General features: G+C 68.9%; 13 protein-coding genes. 4 read left to right on the forward strand and 9 right to left on the reverse strand.

What is annotated here, in order from left to right; translation table 11 throughout:
* Nucleotides 1-212 precede the first annotated feature (212 nt).
* Nucleotides 213-4,748 carry a hypothetical protein gene (locus AABA78_RS27990; protein ID WP_338267554.1) on the forward strand — a complete coding sequence of 1,512 codons (4,536 nt, stop codon included), beginning with the start codon at nucleotides 213-215 and terminating at the stop codon, nucleotides 4,746-4,748.
* A gap of 171 nt (nucleotides 4,749-4,919) precedes the next feature.
* Here the strand turns inward: AABA78_RS27990 and AABA78_RS27995 are convergent, their stop codons facing one another.
* Entirely contained in the window at nucleotides 4,920-5,855 is a 936-nt protein-coding gene (locus tag AABA78_RS27995; RefSeq protein WP_338267556.1) for an AraC family transcriptional regulator, read from the reverse strand.
* A gap of 147 nt (nucleotides 5,856-6,002) precedes the next feature.
* On the opposite strand from AABA78_RS27995, the gene AABA78_RS28000 reads away from it, so the two are divergent.
* On the forward strand, nucleotides 6,003-6,419 hold the full coding sequence (locus AABA78_RS28000) for a DUF4267 domain-containing protein (protein ID WP_338267557.1): 417 nt from the start codon (nucleotides 6,003-6,005) through the stop codon (nucleotides 6,417-6,419).
* Between the two features lie 146 nt (nucleotides 6,420-6,565).
* On the opposite strand, the gene AABA78_RS28005 is transcribed toward AABA78_RS28000, so the two are convergent.
* The 3 genes from AABA78_RS28005 to AABA78_RS28015 all read right to left on the reverse strand — a co-directional run bounded on the left by AABA78_RS28005 (nucleotide 6,566) and on the right by AABA78_RS28015 (nucleotide 10,691).
* Nucleotides 6,566-9,232, reverse strand: coding sequence for an ATP-dependent Clp protease ATP-binding subunit (locus AABA78_RS28005; protein ID WP_338267559.1), 2,667 nt, complete (start codon nucleotides 9,230-9,232; stop codon nucleotides 6,566-6,568).
* A 275-nt stretch (nucleotides 9,233-9,507) separates the two neighbouring features.
* Nucleotides 9,508-10,122: a DsbA family protein gene (locus AABA78_RS28010; RefSeq protein WP_338267561.1), complete on the reverse strand. Its 615-nt coding sequence runs from the start codon at nucleotides 10,120-10,122 to the stop codon at nucleotides 9,508-9,510.
* On the reverse strand, nucleotides 10,119-10,691 hold the full coding sequence (locus AABA78_RS28015) for a redoxin domain-containing protein (RefSeq protein ID WP_338267562.1): 573 nt from the start codon (nucleotides 10,689-10,691) through the stop codon (nucleotides 10,119-10,121). Before AABA78_RS28015 ends, AABA78_RS28010 begins: the two co-directional genes overlap by 4 nt.
* Nucleotides 10,692-11,021: 330 nt before the next feature.
* Here AABA78_RS28015 and AABA78_RS28020 point away from each other — a divergent pair, with 330 nt between their 5' ends.
* Complete coding sequence (locus AABA78_RS28020) at nucleotides 11,022-12,164, forward strand: glutathione-independent formaldehyde dehydrogenase (protein ID WP_338267564.1); 1,143 nt, start codon at nucleotides 11,022-11,024, stop codon at nucleotides 12,162-12,164.
* Nucleotides 12,165-12,281: 117 nt separating this feature from the next.
* On the opposite strand, the gene AABA78_RS28025 is transcribed toward AABA78_RS28020, so the two are convergent.
* From AABA78_RS28025 to AABA78_RS28040, 4 genes are all read right to left on the reverse strand, one after another.
* Entirely contained in the window at nucleotides 12,282-15,221 is a 2,940-nt protein-coding gene (locus tag AABA78_RS28025; protein WP_338267565.1) for a PQQ-dependent sugar dehydrogenase, read from the reverse strand.
* A 424-nt stretch (nucleotides 15,222-15,645) separates the two neighbouring features.
* Nucleotides 15,646-17,793 (reverse strand): FG-GAP-like repeat-containing protein, encoded by a 2,148-nt coding sequence (locus AABA78_RS28030; protein ID WP_338267567.1) that lies wholly within the window; start codon nucleotides 17,791-17,793, stop codon nucleotides 15,646-15,648.
* Between the two features lie 1,027 nt (nucleotides 17,794-18,820).
* A complete protein-coding gene (locus tag AABA78_RS28035; RefSeq protein WP_338267568.1) occupies nucleotides 18,821-20,884 on the reverse strand; it encodes a protein kinase domain-containing protein in 2,064 nt (687 codons plus the stop codon).
* A gap of 53 nt (nucleotides 20,885-20,937) precedes the next feature.
* Complete coding sequence (locus tag AABA78_RS28040) at nucleotides 20,938-22,278, reverse strand: trypsin-like peptidase domain-containing protein (protein ID WP_338267570.1); 1,341 nt, start codon at nucleotides 22,276-22,278, stop codon at nucleotides 20,938-20,940.
* 255 nt (nucleotides 22,279-22,533) lie between these two features.
* Here AABA78_RS28040 and AABA78_RS28045 point away from each other — a divergent pair, with 255 nt between their 5' ends.
* On the forward strand, nucleotides 22,534-23,541 hold the full coding sequence (locus tag AABA78_RS28045; protein ID WP_338267571.1) for an ATP-binding response regulator: 1,008 nt from the start codon (nucleotides 22,534-22,536) through the stop codon (nucleotides 23,539-23,541).
* A gap of 4 nt (nucleotides 23,542-23,545) precedes the next feature.
* On the opposite strand, the gene AABA78_RS28050 is transcribed toward AABA78_RS28045, so the two are convergent.
* Nucleotides 23,546-24,583: an agmatinase family protein gene (locus AABA78_RS28050; RefSeq protein ID WP_338267572.1), complete on the reverse strand. Its 1,038-nt coding sequence runs from the start codon at nucleotides 24,581-24,583 to the stop codon at nucleotides 23,546-23,548.
* Nucleotides 24,584-24,614 lie beyond the last annotated feature (31 nt).

A 24,614-nucleotide genomic window follows, 5' to 3' on the forward strand; every position in this document is an offset into this window, starting at 1 on the left:
CGTGCCGAGATAGCCACTCAGCCAGGTGATGATGCGCAATAGAGTGATCTGTCCTAGAGTGGGCCTTGCAAGGGGGGCTGGTTCAACGGGCACGATGCCGCTTCCCCCCGAGAACAGCCTCCATGCGCCATGTCCTCGTCCTGCTCGCGGTCACCTTCCTCGCGTGTTCCTCGGAACCTTCACCCGTTGACGGCGGGCCCGATGCTGGGCCGGTGAACACGGCCGATGCTGGCACGAGCGATGCCGGAGCACCTGACGCGGGCGGGCCCGATGCGGGCGTGACCTGTGGCCCTGGAAACTGCGCGGGCTGTTGTGACAGCACCGGCCAATGTCACGCGGGCACGGAGAACACCGCCTGCGGCCTGACGGGGACGGCGTGCAGCGACTGCCTCACCGCCGTCTGCGTCACGGGCCGGTGCGAGACGCCCGTGGAGCCGCTCGCGGGTGACACCTGCGCCGCTCCCGTCGAGCTGCGCGTGGACTCGGAAGGCTTCGCGAGCGCGACCGTCGACCTGCGCGGCCTGGCCGACGACACCGCCGCGAGCTGCGGCACCGGCGGCGAGGATGCGGTCGTCGCCTTCGACGTCCCGGAGAATGGCACCTTTGTCGAACTGGTCGTGCGCTCGGATGACGACGGGGTGCGGCCCCTCGTGGCCCTGCGCGGCGACTGCGCCCAGGGCGGCTCGGAGTCCCGGTGCGAGCTCGCCCCCGCGGGCTCCCGGAGCGCGCGCCTCACCACGGTGGCACCGCGCGGGCGCCTCTTCGCGTGGGTGGAGGCGGTCGGCACCGCGCGCTCGCCCCTCCATGTCGAGCTGCGGCTGTCTCCTCCCAGGGTGGGTGACACCTGCGCCACGCCCCGCGCGCTCACGCTGTCCGGCGGGAACGCCACGCTCCAGGATGATCTCCGCCGCTACGCGCCTGACGGGCTCAGCTGCGTCCAGGGCGCGCGCGACGCGGTGTACACCTTCACGCTCGCGGCCCCGGCGATCGTGAGCGCCTCCGTCACCTCGCGCACGGCCGGGTTCGACCCCGTGCTCACGGTGGGCCTCGGCTGCACGGGCCCGACCTGCAACGCCTCCGGGCTGGGGGGCTCGCACTTCGAAGGTGAGCTCTTCACGGGGACGTACTCCCTCATCGTGTCCTCGGAGACCCTCGCCGCCGGTGAGTTCGACCTCGCGCTCGGCACCCGGCCACCGCCCAATGGGGAGGTCTGCTCGGAGGCCTCCCTGCTGACCTTTGATTCCAACCGCCAGGTCACCACCTGGGTGCCGACCCAGGGCCGCGCGGACGACTTCACGCTGGACTGCATGGACGGGACGCCCGGGCCCGACTCCGTCTATCGCTTCCGGGTGGACCAGACGAGCGACCTCTCCGCGACCTTCGACGACGGCCTGCTCTCTTCTTCCAACGTGATCGCACTGCGCTCGGCGTGTGATGGCGCGGACATGGGCTGCGGCCCGGCGCTCTCCTACGCCAACCTCCCTCCGGGCGAGTACCTCCTCTTCACGGACTCGTCCTCCTCCGAGACCCGCCCCCTCCCGCTGTCGGTGCAGCTCACCGGAGCACGCCCCCAGGGCGAGACGTGCGGGCGTCCCATCCGCCTCGTCCTTTCGAACGGCGGGGCTGGCGGCACCGCCCGGATCACCGACACCCTGAGCGGCGCGACGGACGACGTGCCCGAGGATTGCGGTGCGACCGGCACCGTGCCCGAGCGCATCTACGCGCTCGTCATCGACCGGACCCTGCTCGTCAACGCCACCGCGACGCGGACGGGCACGAGCGGCTCGCTCGCCCTGCGTCTCATGGAGCGACGCCACTGCGGAACGCCGTACTCCACGTCCTGCCAGGAGGGGACGACCGCCACCGTCCAGAAGCTGCTGCCCGCGGGCACGTACTTCTTCGTCGTCGAGTCCGACACCGGTGTCGACTACACGCTCGACGTGCGCGCGGCGGGGCCTGCCGAGGGGGAGTCCTGCCTCAATCCCGTCGGCTTCGACTTCCCCGCGGGGGGCGGCACGCGCACGCACGAGGCCACCACGAGTGGCAGCTCGCAGGAGAACCACAACAATGCCTGCATGGGCGACGACCTGCCCGACCGCGTGTACAGCCTCACGCTCACCGACCCCGTTTCGAACGTGGTGGCGACGGCCACCGCCCAGGGCTCGAACAATGCCCCGGCCCTCATCCTCGTTCCGGGCTGCACGGAGATCCTGGGCCAGGCGCAGAACTGCAATCCCACGGTCCAGGCCTCGCGCGTGCTCCACCAGACGGCCGTTCCCGCGGGCACCTACTTCCTCTGGGTGAAGGGCCCGAAGGTGGCTGGCACGGGCTACCGCCTGGACGTCTCCGTGACGCCGACCCCGGAAGGCGACACCTGCTCGGTCGCGACCCCGGTGACGCTGTCCGAAGGACCGGCCGGAGGCATGGCCAGCCTCACGGGCACGACCGTGGGCATGGCGGACGACCTCACCGCCTGCAACGTGCTCAGCGAACTCCCGGATCATCTCTACTCCCTCACGTTCGACCGCGAGCTGGACGTGAAGGTGAAGATGACGTCCGCGCAGGCGGCGGCCCGGGGCATGGTGTCGCTCGTCGACGCCACGTGCCAGGTGTCCGGCTACGTGTGCAGTCCATGGGAGGCGACGAACGTGACGACCCTGCGCGCGGGCAGCCTGGGCGCGGGTACCCACTTCTTCTCGGTGGACCACGTCACGGGCGGACCCGACGCGTACGCGCTCGAGGTCTCCGCGGCTCCGCATCAGCCGGGAGAGACGTGCGCGAACCCCCGTCCGCTCGTGTTCTCCGAAGGCGCCGCGGGAGGCACCGCGGTCCTCGCCTTCGACGCGCATGACTTCTTCGATGATCCGAGCGTCGACTGCTATGGCAACGGGGCGGACGCGTTCTTCACGTTCACCATCGACCGGGTGCTCGACCTGTACGTGGCCGTGCCGCGCGATGCCTCCACCGGGACGCCGCTCCTGTCCCTGCTCAAGAGCTGCGGCGAAGCGCTGTCGTGTGAGCCGGTCTTCCAGTCCTCGGGGCCATTCGCGCGGGGCAGCCTGCAGCCGGGCACGTACGTCCTCGCCGTGGACTTCGACTACGCGCAACACGAGGGGCCCCTGACGCTCCAGGCCTCGCTGACGCCGCCCACCCCCGGGGACACCTGCGAGGTCGCCATTCCGCTCGGCCTCTCCCCGGAGGGTGGCACCGTCGTGGTCCCAGGCACCTTCGCGGGCGCCTTCAACAACCACGATGGAAGGTGCACGTTCTACTCTCCGGACCGCGTCTACTCCTTCACCACCACCCAGCCGATGAGCTTCATCGCCGAGGCCACCACCGGCTCGGGCACGAAGGCACCGGCCCTCACGCTGCGCGGCGGCACCTGTGACGGCGCGGAGTCCACCTGCGGCGCGGGCGGCAAGGCGCGGTCGTCCATCCGCGCCACGGACCTGGCGCCGGGCACCTACTACGTGTTCGTGGACAAGGCGTCCTACGACGCCCCTGTCGACTACTCGTTGAAGGTGTCCCTGGGAGCACGTCCGGCGGGTGACGTCTGCGCCAGCGCGCTCCCCCTGGGGCTGCCGACGAGCGGCCCCGGCCAGGTCACCGTCCAGGGCGACACGGGGGGCTTCTTCCACGACCTGACGCCCTCATGCGGGACATCGTCCGGGACGCGCAACGCACCGGACTCCGTCTACACCTTCACCACCACGGCGAAGATGAACCTGCGCCTGGCCACGAAGGCCCTCACCCCCGGGTTCCGGCCCACCGTGTCGCTGCGCCGGGGTTGCGGCGGCTCCGACACCGACCTGCGCTGCGCGTGGACTCCCGACTACGCGCCCGACACGTGGACGAGCTACCGCGACCTGCCCGCGGGCACGTACTACGTCGTCGTCGACGGCTATGACGCCACCCAGGTGGGCGCCTTCGAGCTGGTGGCGCGCCTGTCCCCGTCGGGGCAGGTGGGGGAGAGCTGCACGAGCCCGGAGCCGGTGACGCTCTCCCAGGACACCTACGGCCGCGCGACGCTCACCCGCTCGTTCCCCGACTACTTCGAGGACCACCAGGACTGCTGGAGCTTCGATGGCAGCGACGCTGTCTTCGCCGTCACCACCGACCGCCCGCGGCGCCTCCATGCCCGCGCCAAGGGCTCGCCGGCCACGACGCAGCCGGTGCTGTCCGTCCGGGGCAGCCCCTGTGCCAGCTCGAGCTCGCAGCTCGCGTGCGAGCGCGCCTCGCTGGACGGCCTCTCGCGCGCCTCCGCGGACCTGCCGGCCGGCACCTCGTACCTCATCGTGAAGTCGCCCCTGGCGAACCCCACGGGCACCTTCCAGCTCGACGTGGAGGTGGACGACTTCGCGCCGGGTGACGTCTGCGCGGGTGCCATCCCCGTGGCCTTCTCGAATGGAGCGGCGGGCGGCACGGCGACCGTCTCCCTCTTCGACCCGGCCGCGCATGGCTCGGACGTGAAGCTGTCGTGTGATTCCAGCAACCGGCCCGACACCTTCTTCACCTTCACCACGGATAGGATGCTCAACCTGTCGGCCACGCTCCGGCGCCAGAACACGAGCGACACGTTCTCCATGGGGCTCGTGGCGGGCTGCGGAGGGACGGAGGCGGTGTGCCGCGCCACCGGCTTCTCCACGTCGCCGCTGGTGCTAACGAAGAGCGCCCTGCCCGCGGGCACCCACGTGCTCGTCGTCCGCGGAGGCACGAACTTCAGCGTGGATCTGTCGCTCACCCCGTGAGCGGCCGGTAGGGGAGGACATCCTCATCCATGACCGACTGAGAGGAACGCTCGGCAAGGCCCGCTCGAATGGGTGAGGGCCGTTCAGGGGTCCGAGCGCACGTGCCAGGGCTGGCACGTGCGTGGGGACGCCCCTGGGGACGCGGATGTCAGGGCCCTCACCAACTCCGGTTCAGCCCTCACGGGCCTTGCGCCGGTACTCGCCGGGAGGCACTCCCATCTCCCGCCGGAAGGCCCGGTTGAAGGCGAACTCGGACTCGTAACCCACGCGGCTCGCGATGGCCGCGAGCCCGTCCTGTCCCTCACGCAGCGCGTGCGCGGCCTCCTGCATCCGAAGCCGCGTGAGGTACTCATGAGGCGCCACGCCCACTTCGCTGGCGAAGCGCCGCGCGAGCGTCGCCCTGGAGGTCCCCGAGCGCCGCGCCAGCTCGCTCACGGTCCAGCTCCGCCCCGGCTCCGCGTGCATCCAGCCCAGGGCGCTGGCGAGCGTCCGGTCTCCGAGCGCCCCCAACCAGCCCGCGCCACCCGGCGGCTGCGCGTCTGCCCACGCACGAAGCACCTGCACCAGGAGGATGTCGAGCAACCGGGAGACGATGACCGAGGAGCCTCGTTCTCCCCGCGCATACTCCCGTTCGAGCATCGACACCGTGGGCAGCAGGGCACGCGCGTCCTCGGAAGCCCCCCGCAGGTGGACCCGCTCGGGAAGCAACCGCAACACGGGATGCGCCCCCGGCTCGTCGAACGCGAAGAAGCCGCAGAGCATCCGCGACTCCACGCCGTCCCCGCCCAGCACATACGAGGAAGCCCCTTCTCCACGTGTCGCCAGCCAGTCCTCCACGCGAAGCTTGGGGCTGCGGGGCGAGTCCGCCACGGCATGCCCGTCACCGCGCGGCAGTAGCACGACATCCCCCGGCCCCAGCGTGACGACGTCCCGGCCCTGCGTGAGGTGACAGGAGCCCGCGATGACCAGATGCAGGGTCGCCGTGGTCGTGGGAGCGAAGCGCAGCCCCCAGGGGGCCCGCGCCACGGTGCGGCAGTAGAGCTGCCCTCGCAGACGGGTGCGCTCGAGGATCTGCCCCAGCAGGTCGGAAGCATGCGAGAGGTCCATGCCCTTGAGGCTAGCAGCGGGCTGCCCTCAGCGCTCACGGCTTGAGCGTCTCAGACAAAAGGTTGAGCTGTCCGCGAATGGCGACTCCGAGGCCTGCACGTCACATTTCCAGCCATGAAAGACACCCGCGTTTCAGCTGGAGGCCTCATGAATCCGAATCCCTCACAATTGCCCTGGAGGCTCACTTCGCCCACGGCCTTGTTCACCTTGCTGCTGGGCGGCTTCATGCTGTTCCTCAGCCTCCGGGCCGTGCTGGACCCGGTCAGCGCGGCCCGGGGCTTCGGTCTGGCCGACTCCGGGAGCGAGGTCATCCCCTGGCTGTACGTCAAGGCGGGCAGGGACCTCGGCCTGGCACTGGCGATGTTCGCCCTGGTGGCCATCCGGCAGCGAAAGGCCGCGGGCGTGTTCGTCCTCGCGTGCATCGTGATGCCCACCGTGGACGCGCTGACCGTGCTGCACGGCGGTGCTTCGCTCGCCTTCGCGCTCGCGGTCCATGGAAGCGCGGTGGCCTACGGAGTCGTGCTGGCCGCCGCGCTGCTGCGGCCCCAGAAGGTCACTTCTTGATGCATCGATCCGCACCTGCTCGACTACGAGGGCGGGCAGTTCCTCGACGGGGCGCTGCACGTGTTCTCGTGTCGCGAGCGGGTCTGCGAGGTGACGTTTGAGGCCCTGGTGTGCTCTCCACCTCTGCCCGGCTGGCGCGGGGCCTCTCAATGCACCGCGGGAGGCTGCTTCTCCGCGGCGGGACGCTCCTCCCGCGCCTCCACCGGCTCGAACCGGAACTCCCCGTCCCGGAAGTCCACGCGCACCCGGTTCCCCTCTTGCAGCGTTCCGCTGATGAGGGACTCGGAGATGGGTCCCTCGATGGCGCGCTGGATTTCCCGCCGCAGCGGCCGGGCTCCGTAGCCAGGATCCCATCCGCGCTCCAGCAGCGCGTCGATGGCCGCAGGCGTCGCCTCCATCTGGATGTCCTGGCCGTGGAGCAGGCGCCGCGTCTTCTCCAGCATGAGGTTGACGATCTCGCGCAACTGGGGGCGGTTGAGAGGCTCGAACACCACCGCCTCGTCGATGCGATTGAGGAACTCCGGCGGGAAGTGCCCCTTGAGCACCGTCATCACCCGGTCACGGATGCGCTCCTGCGACTCCTGGCGCGCCGTCATGTCCTGGATGAGCTGCGAGCCCAGGTTGCTGGTGCCGATGATGACGGTGTTCTTGAAGCTCACCGTCCTCCCCTGGGCGTCGGTGAGCCGCCCGTCGTCGAGCACCTGCAGCAGGACGTGGAACACGTCGGGGTGGGCCTTCTCCACCTCGTCGAAGAGGAGTACTGCGTAGGGGCGCCTTCGCACGGCCTCGGTCAACTGCCCGCCCTCGTCGTAGCCGACATAGCCCGGTGGGGCACCCACCAGCCGGCTCACGGTGTGCTTCTCCATGTATTCGCTCATGTCGAAGCGGATGAGCGCCTTCTCGTCCCCGAAGAGCTGCTCCGCGAGCGTCTTGGCCAGCTCCGTCTTGCCCACCCCCGTGGGGCCCAGGAAGAGGAAGGAGCCGATGGGCTTGCTCGGGTCCTTGAGGCCGGCCCTCGCCCGGCGGATGGCCTGCGAGAGCACGCGGATGGCCTCGTCCTGTCCGATGACGCGCTCGTGCAGCCGCTGTTCGAGGTAGGTGAGCTTCTTGCGCTCGTCCTCGGTCATCTGGGTCACCGGGATGCCCGTCATCCGCGAGAGCACCTCGGCGATGTCCGTGTCCCGCACCTCGGGCGTCTCCTCGCGCTTGGTCGAGCGCCACTCCTTCTGCTCCGCCGCCGCCGCCTTCTGGGCCGCCTCCAGCCGTTGCTCGCACTCCCGGACGCGCCTGGTGTCCTTGCGGTCGCGGGCCTCGTCGAGCGAGCGCCTGGCCCGCGCCACCTCCTGCTCCGCGTCCGTCAGCCGCTGGGGGCGCGCCGTCTGACGCAGTCGCACGCGCGCGGCCGCCTGGTCCACCAGGTCAATGGCCTTGTCCGGTAGGAAGCGCCCCTGCACGTACCGGTCGGACAGCTCCACCGCGGCCACGATGGCCTCCTCCGTGATGCGCACGCGGTGGTGCGACTCGTAGCGGTCCTTGAGTCCCTCGAGGATTTCGATGGCCTGCTCGGGCGTGGGCTCGGGCACCAGGACTGGCTGGAAGCGGCGCTCGAGCGCGGCGTCCTTCTCGATGTTCTTGCGGTACTCGTTGAGGGTCGTGGCCCCGATGACATGCAGCTCTCCACGGGCCAGCGCCGGCTTGAGCATGTTGCCGGCGTCCATGGCTCCCTCGGCGGCACCCGCCCCCACCAGTGTGTGCACCTCGTCGATGAAGACGATGACCTCCTCGCTGTGGTCCTTCACCTCGTCAATCACCTTCTTGAGCCGCTCCTCGAACTCGCCGCGGTACTTGCTGCCCGCCAGCAGTCCGGAGAGGTCCAGTTGCAGCACCCGCTTGTTGCGCAGGGTGTCGGGCACGGACTCAGAGGCGATGCGCTGGGCGATTCCCTCCGCGATGGCCGTCTTGCCCACCCCCGGCTCGCCGATGAGGCAGGGGTTGTTCTTGGTGCGGCGGGAGAGGACTTCGAGCGTTGTCTCGATCTCGTTCGCCCGCCCCACCACAGGGTCCAGCTTGCCTTCGGAAGCCAGCTCCGTCAGGTCCCGGCAGTACTCGTCCAGTGAGGGCGTGTCCGACCGCTTCTTCTCCGCCCCCGGGGCGAGCGCCTCCTTGACGGCCTCGCGCGACCTCTGATGGTTGGCGCCCATTTCGCGCAGGATTTCCGACGCCGTGCCCTCTCCCTCCTGAAGCAGGCCCAGCAGCATGTGCTCGGGGCCCACATAGGAGTGGCCGAGCGCGTAGGCCTCCTCATAGGCGAGTTCCAACGCGCGCTTTGCATTGGGTGACAGCTCCGGCCGCTCCATCGGCCGCTTGCCCCGGCGCATCTCCGCTTCAGCGCGGGTGGCCACCCGGGCCGGATCGAGCTTCAGTCGGGTGAGGACCTCGCGGCCACGCGGGTCCCGGGCAATCGCCGCGAGCAGGTGCTCGGTGTCGATGCCCGGTGCGCCCGCCTGCTGCGCGGTCTCGAAGGCGGAGGCGAGCACCCGGCGGGTGTCCTCGGAGAAGGCCTCGGTGATGTCGTAGCGCTCCACCGGCTGCCGGATGGACTGGGGTGTATCGCCCGTTCCCCCGAAGTCATCGTCGTCGAAACCACTGAAGAACTGGTCGAACAGGGACGTGCCCAGCCCCATGCGCCCGAAACGCGAGCGCTGGCTGGCGCACACGTCACACAGTTCCTCAGTAGTCCTCCGGTTGCCTGTCACCCGGGTGACCCGGGTCGTCGCCGGGCGCTGCTGACACAGTTGGCAAAGGTCGGCCATTGCGTTGGGTCCCCTACAGGGCTGTCACATCCGCGGCGCCCCGTGTCTCGAATGCTGGTGAACCTGGAGACCGCGGCGCGACCCCACCAGTGAGCGCCGAGCAACCGCTCTCTCTTCCCCAGGGGCATGCAGTCCTCCGCAGCGCGCCTGCCCTGCGCCAGACGTGCGCAAGGCGGCGCAAGCGAAGCGGGCAGGAGGACGCGTTGAAGAGCGCACGAGCGTAGCGCTCGGCCCTCTCCCAGTCCGTCTCCTCGCGTCAGGGTTGCTGCGCTCCTTCAACCATGGAAATGGGGCGGTGCCTGGAACAAGCCCATGCGCGGCACGCGGTCGCCTTCCCAGGGGAGCCCTGTCATCGGCTCGAGCTGTGGCCCCTGCCGGTCCTCGATGGCGGCGAGCAGCGCCTCGGCTGTGTAGCCGCCGTTGTGGCGCTCCCCGTTGAGGAAGAAGCTCGGGGTGCCGTTCACGCCGCTGCGCACGCCCTCCATGAAGTCGCGGCGAACCTTGGAAAGATGGCGGTGCTCCTGGAGGTCACGAGTGAAGCGGCCCATGTCGAGCCCCAGGTCGGCCGCGTAGGTCAGCAGCGCGGGAGCCTCCAGGTTCTGCTGGTTCTCGAAGAGCCTGTCGTACATCTCCCAGAACCGGCCCTGCGCGCCGGCGGCCTCCGCGGCCTCCGAGGCCAGCAGCGCGTGCGGGTGGAGTTGGGAGAGCGGGAAGTGGCGGAACACGATGCGGACCCGGTCCCCGACAGCGCTCTCGAGCCGCTTCAGCTCCCAGAAGGCCCGCCCGCAGTAGGGACACTCGAAGTCGCCGTACTCCAGGAGGGTGACGGGGGCATCGGCCGGCCCCTTCGCCCAGTCATTGGTGTCCACGCCTCTGCGAAGTCTGCTCATGTCCGGGCCTCCGGAAGAGATGGCTGCTGCTGTGGCTGGAAGGTGGGGACCTCCATCTGCTTGCCGCTCAGCCGCTCGAGCGCGTCGATGACGCCGTCCGCGCCGGGGTTGATCTCGATGGGCGAGACGTGGCTCCAGTAGATGTCGCCCTTGCCATCGATGACGTAGAGCGCCCGCTCGCAGATGCCGGCGTCCTCCCGGTAGACGTTGTAGCGGCGCGACAGCTCTCCCTTCGGATGGAAATCGGAGAGGAGCGGAATCTGGATGTGGAGTTCCTTGGCGAAGGCGATGTGGCTCCAGAGGGAGTCGCACGAGATGCCGAACACCTTCGCGCCGAACTGGCCAAACTCGGGCAGCAGCTCGTTGTAGAGCCCCAGCTCTCCCGTGCACACAGGGGTGAAGTCCCCCGGATAGAAGACGAGGACGACGGGGGAGCCCCGCTGGTCCGCAAGCTTGATGCGACGCCCGTCGGGGGTGGACGGCGCGTCCCATTCGGGTGCGCGGGTGCCGGGCGGCAGACCGTGCACAAGGATGCCTGAGGCGGGAGGGGGCGGAGCAAGTGTGGCCATCGGGTGGGTTCCTTTCGCCCAAAGCTGTTACCCGACGCGCGCTGGCGTCCACCCCCTGCCCCAAGGCCTCAATGGAAGCACGTGGCGGAAGCACGTGGCCCGGGCCCTGTCAGCGCGCCCTCTTTCGCGTGGGCGTCCTGTAAGGCCCCCCCTCCGCCAGTCCCCGGACGCTCGCGCCAGGGAGGCCCTCGACGTCCTCAGCCAGCCCCTTGCCGTCCTTCTGCCGGGCGGCCGGCACCCGAGGAGGGCCGGGTTGTCGTGACGTGCGCTCCTGCCAAGGTTCGACAAGAACTGCTGCAACGCCATGCACAGCATGCACAGGGAGACGCCATGAAGGCACTCGTCTACGAGGGACCGCGCAAGGTCAGGGTGAAAGAGGTGCCGGACGCGAAGATCGAACGGCCCACCGACGCGGTGGTGCGCATCCGCAGCACCAACATCTGCGGCTCCGACCTGCACATGTACGAAGGCCGCACCGACATGGAGTCGGGCCGGGTGCTCGGGCACGAAAACCTCGGAGAGGTGGTCGAGGTCGGCTCGGCGGTGGACAAGCTGAAGGTTGGCGACTGGGTGGCCGTTCCCTTCAACGTCAGCTGTGGCCACTGCGAGAACTGCGAGCACGGCCTGACTGCCTTCTGCCTCAACGCGAACCCGGCGGGGACGGCCGGCGCCGCCTACGGCTTCGCCGACATGGGGCCCTACAGCGGCGGGCAGGCCGAGTACCTGCGCGTACCCTGGGCGGACTTCAACTGCCTGCGGCTGCCAGAGGACGCCGAGGAGAAGCAGCTCGACTACGTGATGCTCTCCGACATCTTCCCCACGGGCTACCACGTCACCGAGCTCGCCGGGCTCATGCCGGGCGAATCCGTCGTCATCTTCGGTGGAGGGCCCGTGGGACAGATGGCCGCGCTCTCCGCCACCATCAAGAGCGCGAGCAAGGTGATGCTCGTCGACAGCCACCCGGACCGGCTCGCGCTCGCCGAGAAGATCGGCGCCATCCCCATCGACTACTCGAAGGTGGACCCCGTCGAGCGGGTGAAGGAGCTCACCCACGGCAAGGGCGCCGACCGCGGCTGCGAGTGCGTGGGTTACCAGGCGCACGACCCGCAGGGGAAGGAGTACCCCAACCTGACGATGAACAACCTGGTGAAGGCGGTGAAGTTCACCGGAGGCATCGGCGTGGTGGGCGTCTTCATCCCCAATGACCCCGGTGGCCCCGACTCCCTGGCCAAGAAGGGTGAGATCGTCTTCGACTGGGGCATGCTCTGGTTCAAGGGGCAGCGCGTGGCGACCGGCCAGTGCAACGTGAAGGCCTACAACCGCCAGCTGCGCGAGCTCATCCACCTGGGCAAGGCGAAGCCCTCGTGGATCGTCTCGCACACGCTCCCGCTCGACAATGCGCCGGACGGCTACCAGCGCTTCGACAAGCGCGACAGCGGCTGGACCAAGGTCGTCCTGCAGCCGGCCGCATGACGTGCGCAGGGGCGGGCGCGACTTCCGCTTCCACCCCGGGTCGCATCAGCGGGCGGTGTGCGGACGCCGCTCCGCGCGCCGGCCGGCAGGAGGATGCGAGAGTGCCTGCTGCCCGGCTCAGGGACAGGTCGCGGGCTCCAGGTAGAAGGCTTCCCACGAGCCCGTGTCGGTGGGATTGCAGATGCCCCCGTTGCCGCCATTGCCGCTCTGGATGGGAGCGCCGGGGGTGTTCTCCTTCCAGTTGCGCGCGGTGCCTGTCGACGACTCGAAGCCATAGCGATTGCGGCCACCGAAGACGCCGCAGTCATGGCGGGTGAACGACTCCGCCGTGCTGACCGAGGCGTTCACCGTGAGCTGATCCGCGACCACCGCGAGGTACGCGCCGCTCGTTCCCTTGAGCTTGTACTTCGCGCCGCTGATGACGAGCTCGAAGACCTCGCCCCCGGTCTGCGTCGTGCCGAGCGCGGCCACCTTGCTCGCCCCGTCGACGGTGAGCCATTTGTCGGTGCGCTCGCTCTGGATGCGGAAGCAACCCGCGCTGCCGCTGGCCTCGGTGTGGCACGTCGCATCGCAGCCATCTCCGGGCTGGGTGTTGCCATCGTCGCACTGCTCGCCGGTCTCGACCGTGCCGTTGCCGCAGACGGGGCCGGTGCTGCCATCCGGGCAGGCCACCGGCTCGAGGTAGAAGGCTTCCCAGGCACCGCCATCCGCCGGGTTGCAGGCGCCGCCATTTCCGCCGTCACCGCTCTGGATGGGCTCGCCCGTGGCGGTCTCCTTCCAGTGGGGCGCGCTCCCCGACGAAGCCTGGAAGCCGACGCGGGTGCGCCCGCCATAGCCGCAGGCGAGCCGGGTGAACGACTCTCCGCTGGAGAAGTTGGCGCTCATCGCCAACTGGTTCGTCACCACCGTCAGGAACGCGTCGCCCGAGCCCTTGAGCTTGTATTGGGTGCCATTGGGAACGAGCTGGAAGATCTGCCCGCCTGCTTGTGTCGTGCTGCCAGCGACGACCTTGCCCGCGGTGTTGACGGTGAGCCACTTGTCGCTGCGCTCGCTCTGAATCTGGTAGCAGCTACCGCCCGAGGTCTCGACGAACTGGGCGGTGTAGGTGGCCGCGCTGCCAGGCGTGATGAAGGTATGTGATTGCGCGCCGCCGTCCGACCACGACGAGAACGCCCAGAACTTCCCGTTCGCATACTGCGGCGACTCGACGCCGACGGAGCGGACGACACCGACCACGCCCGTCGTTTCGTGTGGCGCCGCGAACGGCCGCCCGTCCATCAACACCTGAAGCCCGCTCGGCACGCTGGTCACCGTAAGTGGGACCGTGACGGGGTGGACGTCGCGATACGTCGTGTGGGTGAGGCCAATCGAGTCGCGCACCGTGAGCCGCACGCGATACCAGACGTTGGCCGAGCTCTCGCCGATGCTCGGGATGGGCCAGCTCCCGCTCGCGATGCCGGTGGTATCGGCCATGGCGGGGTGCGTGTGGGTATCGTGGTGGAAGGTGATGGTCCAGGTCATCGCGCTCGCAGGCAGCGCGCCATCCTCCAGGTCGCTGGCCGAGCCGGAGAACGTCAGGTTCGTGGCCGCGGTGTAGGTCGCGCCCGCGGCCGGAGTCACAATCGTTGCCACCGGCGGCTTGTTGGACGTCACCGTCAGCACGGCCTCGGCGCTGGTGGCCGAGCCCAGCCCGTTGGTCACGACCGCGCGGAAGCGCGCGCCGCTGTCCGCGAGCTGCGCGGCGCTCAGTTCGTAGCTCGGGGAGGTCGCGCCGACGATGTCCACGCCGTTCCGCTGCCACCGGTAGGTGAGGGGCGGCTCCCCGCTCGCCGACACCGTGAAGGTCGCCGGCTGGCCGACGGACACCAACGTGCTCGCCGGTTGCTGCGCGATGCTCGGCGGCAGCGAAGCGGTGTAGGCGATGCGGCCCACCTGGCCCGCGCCGCGCGCCAGGTAGTAGAGCGCGCCATCGGGTCCGACATCGAGGTCCACGGGCCCCGGGGTGGCTGTCGCGAACAGCGAACGCGCGCCGGTGTTCGGGTCGATGCGTGCGATCCAGTTGTTGGTGTAGTCCGCGAAGAAGTACTGCCCGACATACGCGCTGGGGAACGCGGAGACCGGTGGGTTGTAGAAGGCACCGCCAGCGATGCAGTTGCCAGCGGCCGTGCCGGAGCCATGCGGGTACGCGAAGAAAGGCTGCGTGAGCTCCGGGCGGTTCGTGAAATAGCCCTCGGTCATCGGCCAGCCGTAGTTGGCACCTGCCTGGCCGCGGTTGATCTCCTCCCAGCCGCCTTCACCCACGTCGTTGATGAACAGGATGCCCGTGCCGGGCTGGACGTCGAAGGTGAAGGGGTTGCGCAGTCCCATCGCCCAGGTCGCCTTGGCGAGCCCGGTGGCGGTCGCGTAGAACGGATTGTCCGTAGGGATGGTGCCGTCCGGGTTGAAGCGCAGCAGCTTGCCCAGCGGAGTGTTCAGGCTCTGCGAGTTGGAGGAGACCGCGTTCTCTCCGACTGACACGTAGAGCTTGCCGTCGAGTCCGAAGCGAACCGCGCCGCCGTTGTGGTTGGCGGCGTCGAGCGTCGGAAAGTCGGCGAGCACCAGCTCGCTTCCAGGAACCACCACGTTGCCATTGGCGGTGAACCGACTGAGTCGGTTGTGGATGCTGCCGGCAACCGACGTGTAATAGACATACAGGTAGTGGTTGTTTTCGAAGTTGGGATCGAACGCCACGCCCATCAGTCCGCGCTCGTTGCCGGTGTCCACGGCGAGCGTCATGAACGGAGTCGTCAGGAGCTGGCCGTTCGCGACGACCCGCAGCGAGCCATTCTTCTCCGAGATGAACAGGCGCCCATCGTGCGCGAAGGTCATCGTGGTGGGGCCCTGGAGGCCACTGACGAAGACGGAGTCGGCGAAGTTTGCGTCTTGAACGACCGCGCCCGCGCGCGTGACCGCCAGCTCCGGAGACAACTCCGTCGAGCAGCCCACGAAGAGGGAGAAGACCGCGCACACGACGAAGAGCGGCGTGAAAGGCGCCGCTCGTACATTCGTTCCTGGCATCACTGCTTCTCCCGGTTGAACAGGCTGGTGCTATCCGGATTTACACTGAAGTCAGGGTGGGCCGGAACAGAATAAGAATGAGGTCATTCGAGAAGGTGAGGAGCGGTTTCTGCTCGGTTTGCGGTTCGTCGCTGTTCTAGGAGCCCATTCAACGCGATTGGATTGGAATCGCGATGGGCGCCTTTCAATGGACCAGACCCGCACGCATGCCACGGATAGAAAGCGCCGTGACGCAATGTTCATTTGACAGGCCAATGCCCGCCTGACGCATGGCCCCTGCGCGAGGGCCGCCCTGGAGCGCGTGGTGTTGAAGCTCAAGCCGGGTACCAGCGCCGCGCGCGTAGCACGCGGCGCACCGATTCTCCTACCGAGACCGCGCTGAACTTAGGGCACAGCGCCCCATGGCGGTATCGCGGACAGCGACTCAGAGTCCGTTGGGGACCACGGTCACGGTGCCGGAGCCCCTGTTGGTCAGGATGAGATCGGCGTACCCATCCGCGTCCATGTCCGCGGTGGCGATGGCGTTGAGTCCAGGCGATGCACCGGTCGTGACGACGGTGCCCGAGGTGAAGCCTCCGTTGCCGTTGCCGGTCATCGGGCGGACGCCGCCCGTGGCCGTTGTCACGAGGATGTAGGCATCGAGCTTGCCATCGCCGTTGAAGTCATCGGCCACGACGCCCAGCGCCGAGTTGGTGGCCGTCGTGGCCGCGGCGGTGGACTGAACACCGCTCGCGAAGGTGCCGTTGCCGTTCCCCTTGAAGAAGAAGAGGTACCGGCCAGCCGCGCCGTTCGAGAGGATGTCGAGCGTGCCGTCGCCGTTGGCGTCGCCGAAGGCGATGCCCGCCGTCTGGCCGTTGACTGCGTTGCTGTAGGAGACGGGTGCGGCGAACGAGCCGTCGCCCTGGTTGATGAGAATCGACAGGCGTGCGCTGGCGGGGCTCGTCACCACGAGATCGGAGAAGCCATCGCTGTTCAGGTCACGGCAGGCGATCGTCGACTGCACGCCGCCGGTGTTCGGGATGCCGATGAACGTGGGCGCGCCGAAGCTGCCCGTGCCGGTGCCGAAGAGCACGCTCACCTGGCTCAGGGTCACGCTTGTCGTGGCGATGTCCGCCACCCCGTCGTGATCGAAGTCCCCGGTGCAGAGGTGGACGGAGCCCGGGGTGCCGGTGGTGAAGCTCGTCGGCGCGCCGAAGGTCCCGGGCGCGCTCGGGCCCAGGTTCTTGTAGACGCTGATGTTTCCGGGGATGAGGGGCAGGTTGGTCTGGCCGTTGACAGTGACGGCGTCGAGCCACCCGTCGCCGTCCACGTCCACGGCCACGACCGCGTTGCTGGAGAGCGAGGCGCTCCCGTAGTTGACCTCCGACTGGACGCTGGCGTCGCCGTTCCCCAGGAAAACGGAGAGCGAGCCGGAGGGGAGCAGGATCGACCCGGATTCGGCGTTGGCCACCAGGATGTCGAGCTTGCCGTCGCCGTTCACATCGGCGACCGCCGGGGCCAGCGGGTTGTGGTTCGCGGGGGAGCTGATCGGCGTGCCGGGGACCTGACCGATGGGAGCGGTCTGGCATGTGCCGTTCGAGCAGATCTGGCCCGTCGAGCACACGATGCCGCAGGCGCCGCAGCTCTCGGCGTCGCTCTGGAGGTTCACCTCGCAGCCGTCGGACGAGTTCCCGTTGCAGTCCCCGAGGGTGCCGGAGCAAGCCTCGCAGTTGGTCCCCTCGTAGGTCGGCGCGCACTCGCAGGTGTAGCCAGCCACGCCGTCGGTGCAGGTGCCACCGTTCAGGCAGGGGCTTGCGGCGCACTCGTCGATGTTGGTCTCACAGTTGGTGCCGGTGAAGCCCGGAGCGCACGCGCACGTGTAGCTATTGATGCCGTCGGTGCAGGTGCCGCCGTTCAGGCAGGGGTTTGCGGCGCACTCGTCGATGTTGGTCTCACAGTTGGTGCCGGTGAAGCCGGGAGCGCACGCGCATGTGTAGCTATTGATGCCGTCGATGCAGGTGCCACCGTTCAGGCAGGGGCTCGCGGCGCAGTCGTCGATGTTCGTGCAGGTCACGCCGTCGCCCTCGTATCCCGCGTTGCATGCGCAGGTGAAGGAGCCCACGGTGTTGGTGCAGGTGGCGTTTTCGTCGCAGTTGTCGGTACCGGCGGCGCACTCGTTGGCGTCGACGCAGGTGCCGCTCTGGCACGTGAGGCCGTCGCAACAGGGGACCGTGGCGTCGCACGGCGCGTTCACGGGCAGGCAGCCCTGGCCGCTGCACGTCGGGTCGTAGAGCGACGAGGTCGGGTCGAGGCTGGTGACGTAGTCACCGTCGTGAGCGCTGTGCGCGTTGATACACGCCTGCTCGCTAACACGGACGATCGTGTAGGAATGAATCTTCGAGCTGGTCTTGTGGCAGAGCTGGACCTTGCCGTTGGTATCGAAGTAATCGCACTGCTCGGCGGTGAGGGCGGAGTCGGCAGAACCGACGTCCGCGTCATTGTCTCCGGCGGAGACCGGGCTGCAACCGCCGATGAGGCCGAGCAAACCGACCCCCATGATCATGACAAAGCGCGAAATGGATTTGTGTTTCATTGAGGTTCCCCCTGAAAGGACGCACCACGGCTTGCGCTAAGCTCGCGGGCACCCAAGCTGGATTGTATTTGAAGGCAGGCTGGCTTTGTTCACCGGCAGTGAAATGTATTGCACCGCTGAGATGGCTTGTCAATTGCTATTTCGTGATCGCGGTCGGACTCCTGCCGATTCGGCACAATGCCCGTCGGTTTCGCACAGCTAAATCCATGCACGAGTCGACACAAACCCCTCACGTTCGACGTGGGTCGAACGCGCCTGCGGCGATATGTAATTTGCGAATGAAATAGATGGGAAAGAGCTTCTTGTATTCGACGCTGAATCGCCCTCCGGATACGAAGCCGAGCGAGGCCATGACGCTGGCGACGGTCGTCCCCGGCGTGCGTGCGAGCAACGTTTGTCTCACAATCTCGAAGAGAGCGCTCCGGCACCCCGGTGGCGGCGACGATGTCGGCCAGGGAGATGGGCTCGTCCGAGTGCGCCTCGATGAACTGTCAGGGCCGGATCGCGCGGCTTGAGTCGATGGTTCGTCTTGTCAGCCATTGCATGATTGCCTGCCCTGGCGGGCAGTTCTGAATGCAATGGGCGTGGAGGTCTCCTGCCTCCATGCCCGTCATCATCCGTGGCCGCCGCGTCATGTTCCTTCACGGGGCGCTCACAGGCCGAAACCCAGACAGCATTCCCACGAGAGCCATGGCTGGGAAGGTGCCTGGGTGATGGGTGGGATTGATGCCCGGACCCTGGCAGAATCCGTCATGGGCTGCCACGACTCATCGGGGGAGGAACGCCTGGTCTGGGATGAGAGGACCCTGCTCTCCAATGCGTGACATCTCATTGCGTGAGCGGTCCGGGTCGCGGGGTAGGCGTTACCTCGACGATCCCGTCGAACGAGCCCTGGGTTCAGGGTACCTGATGAAAACGAGGACAAGGAAAAGCCCAGCAACCCTTCAAGAGTGCTGGGCTTCTCGGGATGGAGGCGGCGGGAATCGAACCTGCGGCCCGTGGCGGTGGCGTTACGGCCAACCGGCGCTTACTCCTCCACGGCCTCCTGGGGCTCCTGGAAGTCCACGTCGAAGTTGACGCGCTGGCCGGGCTCGATGGTGAAGGTCTTCTGCCAGTGCGACGGGCCCACGGTGACATTGAGGCGGTGGTAGCCCTCGTAGACGTCCAGTTCCTCCACCGGGACCGTGCCCGCGGGCTTGCCGTCGATGGTGACGTTGGCGCCTGCCGGGCCTCGCACGTTGATGAAGGCCTTGTTGAGGAAGAACTGGTAGGCGGAGCGGCCCGTGGGCGCCACCGTCACGGTGCGCGACACGGAGATGCCAAGCGCGCCGTTGGTGAAGGTGAGCAGGTGCTTGCCCGGCGGCAGCGACGCGGACAGCGGCGTGCGGCCCAGCAGTGCGTTGTTGAGCGTGACCTCCACGCGCGGCTCCACCGTGAGGTCCAGGATGCCCATCGTCGGACCCGCGTCGACACCTGCGTCCACGCCCGCGTCCTCGATGCCCGCGTCGAAGGGCTCGGCCACCACCACGGTCGGCAGGCCCGCGTCGAAGGTCTCCACCGTCATCGTGCCCTGGAGCTGGCGTTGGACGATCACCGCGCCCGCGCCGAGCGTCAGCACGAGTCCGCCCACCACGAACGGTACCCAGGAACGCGAAGGCTTCTGTGCGGCCGCGGACTGCACCACCGGGCTCGCCGCGCCGCCGAAGATGGGGCCTGCGGGCCGCGTCTCCGTGGAGGTCGTGGGGGCAGGGGAGGGCGTTCCAGAAGTGGCGCCCTGAGCCGTTACCGCGCTCGCGCTGCTCGCGGCAGCGGCCTGTGCACCGTGCGAAGCCTGAGTGCTCTGCGCAGCCGACGAAGCAGGCACGCTGTGCGCGGACGGCTGGGCGGACGCAGCCTGCGTGGTGGCGGAAGCCTGCGCGCCTTGCGAGCCGTGCGCGGCCGAGGAGGATGCGACCTGCGAGGCCTGCACGGACGCGGAGGCGTGTGCTGCCGGAGCCTGCGTGGAGGCGGAAGCCTGGGGGGCGGCAGTGACGGACTGCACGGGCGCGGGCTTGCTGCTCTCCGCCGAGGAGAGCTCTGGCGCCTTGTTCTTCACGGGCTCCGCGAGCCCCACGCCCTGCGCGATGAGCTCCGCGATCTGCGGCGCGGACATGCCCGCCTTGGACAGCGCCTCCGCGATGCCCTTCTCGATGGTCGCCCGCCGCGCCGCGCGCGCCTCGGCCTCCGGCGGGAACAGCTTCGCCAGGTGCGCCGCGAACTCCTCGTGCTCCGGCAGCTTGCCAATCGCATCCACCAGCGCCTCGCGGAACGCGAGCGCCGACGGGTAGCGCTCCAGCGCGCGCTTCGTCGTCGCGCGGCGCACGACGGCGTCGAGCTTCAGCGGCACGTCCGCGGGCATCGGGGGCAGGGCGCGGTTGAGCACCGCCTTGTCCGGATCCGCCGACTCCTTGAACGGCATCTTCCCCGTGAGGCACTCGTGCAGCGTGAGCCCCAGCAGGAACACGTCCGACTGCACGTTGACCGCTTCACGCCCGCCCAGCAACTGCTCCGGGGACGTGTACGCGCGCCGGTTCTTCACGCGCTTGCCACCCCGCTCGCGCGGCGCCACGGAGAGCGCTCCGTAGCCCGTCACCTTCGTGAAGCCGCTGAAGGACACCATCAGGGTCTCGGGCCGGATGTCCCCGTGCACCAGCGGTGAACCGTCGTCGTTGCCGGCGACGTGCGCGTAGTGCAGGCCCATCGCCGCGTCCGCCACCACCAGCGCCGCGAACCCGGGCGACATGCGCGGGTTCGCCTCCAGCACGCGCCGCAGGGGCTCGCCGTCCGCGAACTCGGTGACTCGCGCGAGGCCGCCGTCCAGCTTCTCCAGGCCGTACACGCGCAGGATGTTCGGGTGTTCGAAGACGATGGCGCGGTTCGTCTCGCGCTCCAGGCGCGCCACCAGCTCCGGGTTCTGGGCAATCTCAGGCGGTGCCCAGATGAGCACGACGGGACGGGGCGTGGCGCCTTCCTCCAGCGACAGGCCGAGGAAGGCACGCGAGCCCTCTCCAGCAAGGAGGGGGCCGAGTGATTGATAGCGAGGCGAACTCATGGGAACGGCATGCTAGTGCCCTTCCCGTCGATCCTGGAATCCCCGGGACGTCCCTAGAGACGCTGGCCTTCGAAAGGCAGTGTCAGGTGGTAGCCGTAACGCCCGCGCCGCACGAGCAACAGCACGCTACGTCCCCGTCGCGCCGTCAGCAGGGCTTCACGGAAAGTGTCACCCGTCGGGACAGGCTGATTGTTCATCCGCAACAGCACGTCCCCCGGCTCCAGGCCAATCTCCGAGGCGGCGGAGCCCGTCCGCACGGACGCGATCGCCATCCCGCCCTTGCTCTCCTTCACCCGCAGTCCCAGCTTCTCCCACGCCAGGGTTTCAAGCAGGCGAGCAGGAAATTCAACCGGCGTCACCTGCACCGTGCGGTTTCCGCCTGCTCGGAAGAGCACCAGGGGGAAGACCGAGCGGGCCGGATAACCACGCACGCGCGAGTCGAAGTCCTCCGCGTCCTGGATGCGCGAACCGCCCAGCTCCGCGACCACGTCGCCGCGCTGCACGCCGGCCTGCGAGGCGGGGCTGTCCGGATCCACGTTCGTCACGATGACGCCGTACGTGCGGTCCCACCCGAGCCGCGCGGCCACCTGCGCGGGCAGGTCCGCCGTGTCCATGCCCACCCACGCGGGGCGCACCTTCCCGAAGCGCGTGAGCTCCTCCACGATGCGCCGCACCTTGTCCGCGGGGATGGCGAAGCCGATGCCCTGGCCGTTGGCGTAGATGGCGGTGTTGATGCCGATGATCTCCCCGTCCACGTTGAGCAGCGGCCCGCCGGAGTTGCCCGGGTTGATGGCCGCGTCCGTCTGGAGGAAGTCGTTGTAGACGCGGTCGTCCGCGCGGAAGGTGCGGCCCGTGGCGGACACCACGCCCGCCGTCACCGTCTTGCTCAGGCCGAACGGGCTGCCAATGGCCACCACCGTCTCGCCAATCATCAAGTCACTGCTGGTGCCCAGCTTCGCGGTGGGCAGGGGCTCCTTCGCGTTGACCTTGAGGACGGCCAGGTCGTTGTTCGCGTCGCTGCCCACCACCTCCGCGTCGAACGTGCGCCCGTCCGCGAGCACCACGTGGATGGCGGAGGCGCCGCGGATGACGTGGTCGTTGGTGACGATGATGCCGGACGCGTCGATGATGGCGCCGCTGCCCAGGCCGGTGATGCGCTGGCGCGTCTGCGGCTGATCCATCCCCTGGCCGAAGAACTCCTCCAGCGGCGAGCGCTGCCGGCCCCGGAAGCGCGACTCCACCTCCTGTTCGGTGCCGATGTAGACGACCGCGGGGGAGACCTTCTGCACCACCTCCACCACGTCGCTGCGCCGCCGGGACAGGTCCGCGTGCGCCGGAAGCGCCAGCACGAGCCCCGTCAGCAAGAGCCCCCACCGGATGTGTGCTGCCCTCATGCCCTTCCTCCATACGCCGCCGGAAATTGTCTCCCGGAAGACAGTCTGAATGTCGGGAAGGCCGCAGCCATTCCCTGGGTGTCTGGAAGCGGCGTCCGGCTCTTCATAGACCAGAAGACGCGGCCGTGAACGAACGCACTTCAGGCAGAACGTCCCTGCCCCGGCCCGATTGCGGCCCGGGAGCGCAGGGCGGCCCTGGGCGTCCCGGCGCGGCGAGTTGCTTGATGCCCGCGGGGGCCGAGGGAGTGGTCGCACATGAGTCTCGTCCTGGTCGCGGATGATGAACCCGCGGTGCTGGAGGTCCTGAGCCAGGTGATTGAGGACCTGGGGCACGACGTGGTGCGCGCACGGGATGGCGAGGAGGCCCTGGCGCTCGCCCGCACCCACCGGCCCCGGCTGGTGGTGACGGACCACATGATGCCGCGCATGAGCGGCATGGAGCTGTGCAGCCGGCTGAAGCAGGAGCCGGGCCTGCGCGAGGTGCCCATCATCCTCTTGAGCGCGGTCCTCCAGCAGGGCTCGCCGGAGGCGTCCGCGTTCCTCAACAAGCCCTTTGAAATCACCGACTTCGAGACGCTGATCCACGACGTGCTGGAGAAGGCCCCCGCCGCGCCCCTGGAGCCCGCGACGCCGGTGGAGGCGCTGAGCCGGTGGGTGGCGCAGTCGCTCCAGGGACCGCTGGAGGCCGCGCGCGAACAACTGCGCACGCTCCGTGACCTGCCGCCGCCCGGCAGGGGCGCGGTGGAGGCGCTGAGCACGCAACTGCAGTCGCTGGAGCGGATGGGACACTACCTCCAGGACGCGGCCCGCCTGAGCGCGGGCAGCGTGACGCTGCGGCCGGTGGAGGGCGACCTGCGCCGGCACCTGGAGGCGTCCGTCGCAAGGTGCCGCACGGCGGGGCCCGGCGTGCCGGTGGAGGTGACGGTGCCCCCGGAGGCGGTGGGCCTGCGCTTCGATCCGGAGCGCCTGGCGCAGGTGTTCGACGTGCTCCTGTCGAACGCGGCCCGGCAGGGCGGGGTGCGCGTGGAACTGGAGGCGTCCCCGGAGCAGGTGCTGGTGCGCGTGAGCGACCGGGGTCCGGGCATCCCGGAAGCGGAGCTGCCCCGGCTGTTCCAGCCCTTCCCGGAGGGCCCCGCGCGAGGAGAGGCGCTGGGGCTCTACGTGGCCTCGGAGCTGGCGAAGCTGCACGGCGGCGCGCTCTCCGCCGAGTCGCGCCCCGGTGAGGGCGCGACGTTCAGCGTGTCGCTGCCGCGCGTGGCCTGAGGGCTCAGGCCTTCTGCGACTTCAGCATCCAGCCGATCATCTTGTAGAGCAGGCGGGCGCCCACGTTGGCGTCCCACTCGCTGCCCTCCGGGTCGGGGGCCACTTCGGTGAGGTCGAAGCCGACGATGGTGCGGCCCGAGCGCACGACGCCCGCGACGAGCGCGGTGGCCTCCGGGAAGGACAGGCCGCCGGGGACGGGCGTGCCGGTGTTCGGGCACAGCACCGGGTCCAGCCCGTCGATGTCGAAGGACAGGTAGACCTGCTGCGGCAGCTTGTCGACGATCTGCTTCACCTGCTGGTTCCAGGGCAGGCCGTCGAAGCGGTTCTGCTGGAGGACGGCGTCGTAGAAGGCGTGGATGCGGCCGCCGGAGCGCTCGATGTAGCGGTGCTCGTTCTCGCTCATGTCGCGCAGGCCCACCTGGACCAGCGTCTTCACGCCCGGGATGCGCTCGCACACGTTGTAGAAGATGGACGCGTGCGACCAGGTGAAGCCCTCGTACGCGACGCGCAGGTCGGCGTGCGCGTCCAGGTGGAGCACGCCCATGCCGGGGTACTTCTCCGCGTGGGCCTGGATGATGCCGTAGGAGATGGCGTGGTCTCCGCCCACGGCGGCCACGCGCTTGCCCTGCTCCAGCCAGTGCTTCGCGGTGCGGTAGACGTGGTCGTTGAGCTTCTCGCTGAAGCCGTTCACGTCCTTCGCGGCGGAGAGCAGCTCGGCGTCGCCGGACTCGATGCCGCCCGCTTCGATGACGAGCAGGGCGCGCTCCTTGGCGCGCTCGTTCCACAGGTGCAACTCGGCGGGGGCCTCCAGCATGGCGATGCCGCGCTCGTAGGGCCGGCCGGTTTCCACGTCGAACAGGTCCACCTGCTTGCTGGCCTCCAGCAGGGCGGCGGGGCCGTTGGACGTGCCGCCGCCGTAGCTGGTGGTGGCCTCGAAGGGCACGGGGATGACGACGACGTGAGCCTCGTCGGGAGAGTGTGGGAGGCCGAAGATGCCGGAGCCCGGCTGCGCGGCGGCGGCGGGGTCGAAGTGGGTAGCCATGGCGGCGCAGGATACGGTTCCGCTCCCCAGG

The sequence above is a fragment of the Corallococcus caeni genome (assembly GCF_036245865.1).
Classification (GTDB): domain Bacteria; phylum Myxococcota; class Myxococcia; order Myxococcales; family Myxococcaceae; genus Corallococcus; species Corallococcus caeni.

What these genes read in the sequence shown, in the direction of transcription:
- AABA78_RS28025 (WP_338267565.1), bottom strand. Translation starts at nt 15,221, where the DNA reads ATGCCAGGAACGAATGTACGAGCGGCGCCTTTCACGCCGCTCTTCGTC.
- AABA78_RS27995 (WP_338267556.1), bottom strand. Translation starts at nt 5,855, where the DNA reads ATGGACCTCTCGCATGCTTCCGACCTGCTGGGGCAGATCCTCGAGCGC.
- AABA78_RS28050 (WP_338267572.1), bottom strand. Translation starts at nt 24,583, where the DNA reads ATGGCTACCCACTTCGACCCCGCCGCCGCCGCGCAGCCGGGCTCCGGC.
- AABA78_RS28035 (WP_338267568.1), bottom strand. Translation starts at nt 20,884, where the DNA reads ATGAGTTCGCCTCGCTATCAATCACTCGGCCCCCTCCTTGCTGGAGAG.
- AABA78_RS28040 (WP_338267570.1), bottom strand. Translation starts at nt 22,278, where the DNA reads ATGAGGGCAGCACACATCCGGTGGGGGCTCTTGCTGACGGGGCTCGTG.
- AABA78_RS28015 (WP_338267562.1), bottom strand. Translation starts at nt 10,691, where the DNA reads ATGGCCACACTTGCTCCGCCCCCTCCCGCCTCAGGCATCCTTGTGCAC.
- AABA78_RS28010 (WP_338267561.1), bottom strand. Translation starts at nt 10,122, where the DNA reads ATGAGCAGACTTCGCAGAGGCGTGGACACCAATGACTGGGCGAAGGGG.
- AABA78_RS28000 (WP_338267557.1), top strand. Translation starts at nt 6,003, where the DNA reads ATGAATCCGAATCCCTCACAATTGCCCTGGAGGCTCACTTCGCCCACG.
- AABA78_RS28005 (WP_338267559.1), bottom strand. Translation starts at nt 9,232, where the DNA reads ATGGCCGACCTTTGCCAACTGTGTCAGCAGCGCCCGGCGACGACCCGG.
- AABA78_RS28045 (WP_338267571.1), top strand. Translation starts at nt 22,534, where the DNA reads ATGAGTCTCGTCCTGGTCGCGGATGATGAACCCGCGGTGCTGGAGGTC.
- AABA78_RS28030 (WP_338267567.1), bottom strand. Translation starts at nt 17,793, where the DNA reads ATGAAACACAAATCCATTTCGCGCTTTGTCATGATCATGGGGGTCGGT.
- AABA78_RS28020 (WP_338267564.1), top strand. Translation starts at nt 11,022, where the DNA reads ATGAAGGCACTCGTCTACGAGGGACCGCGCAAGGTCAGGGTGAAAGAG.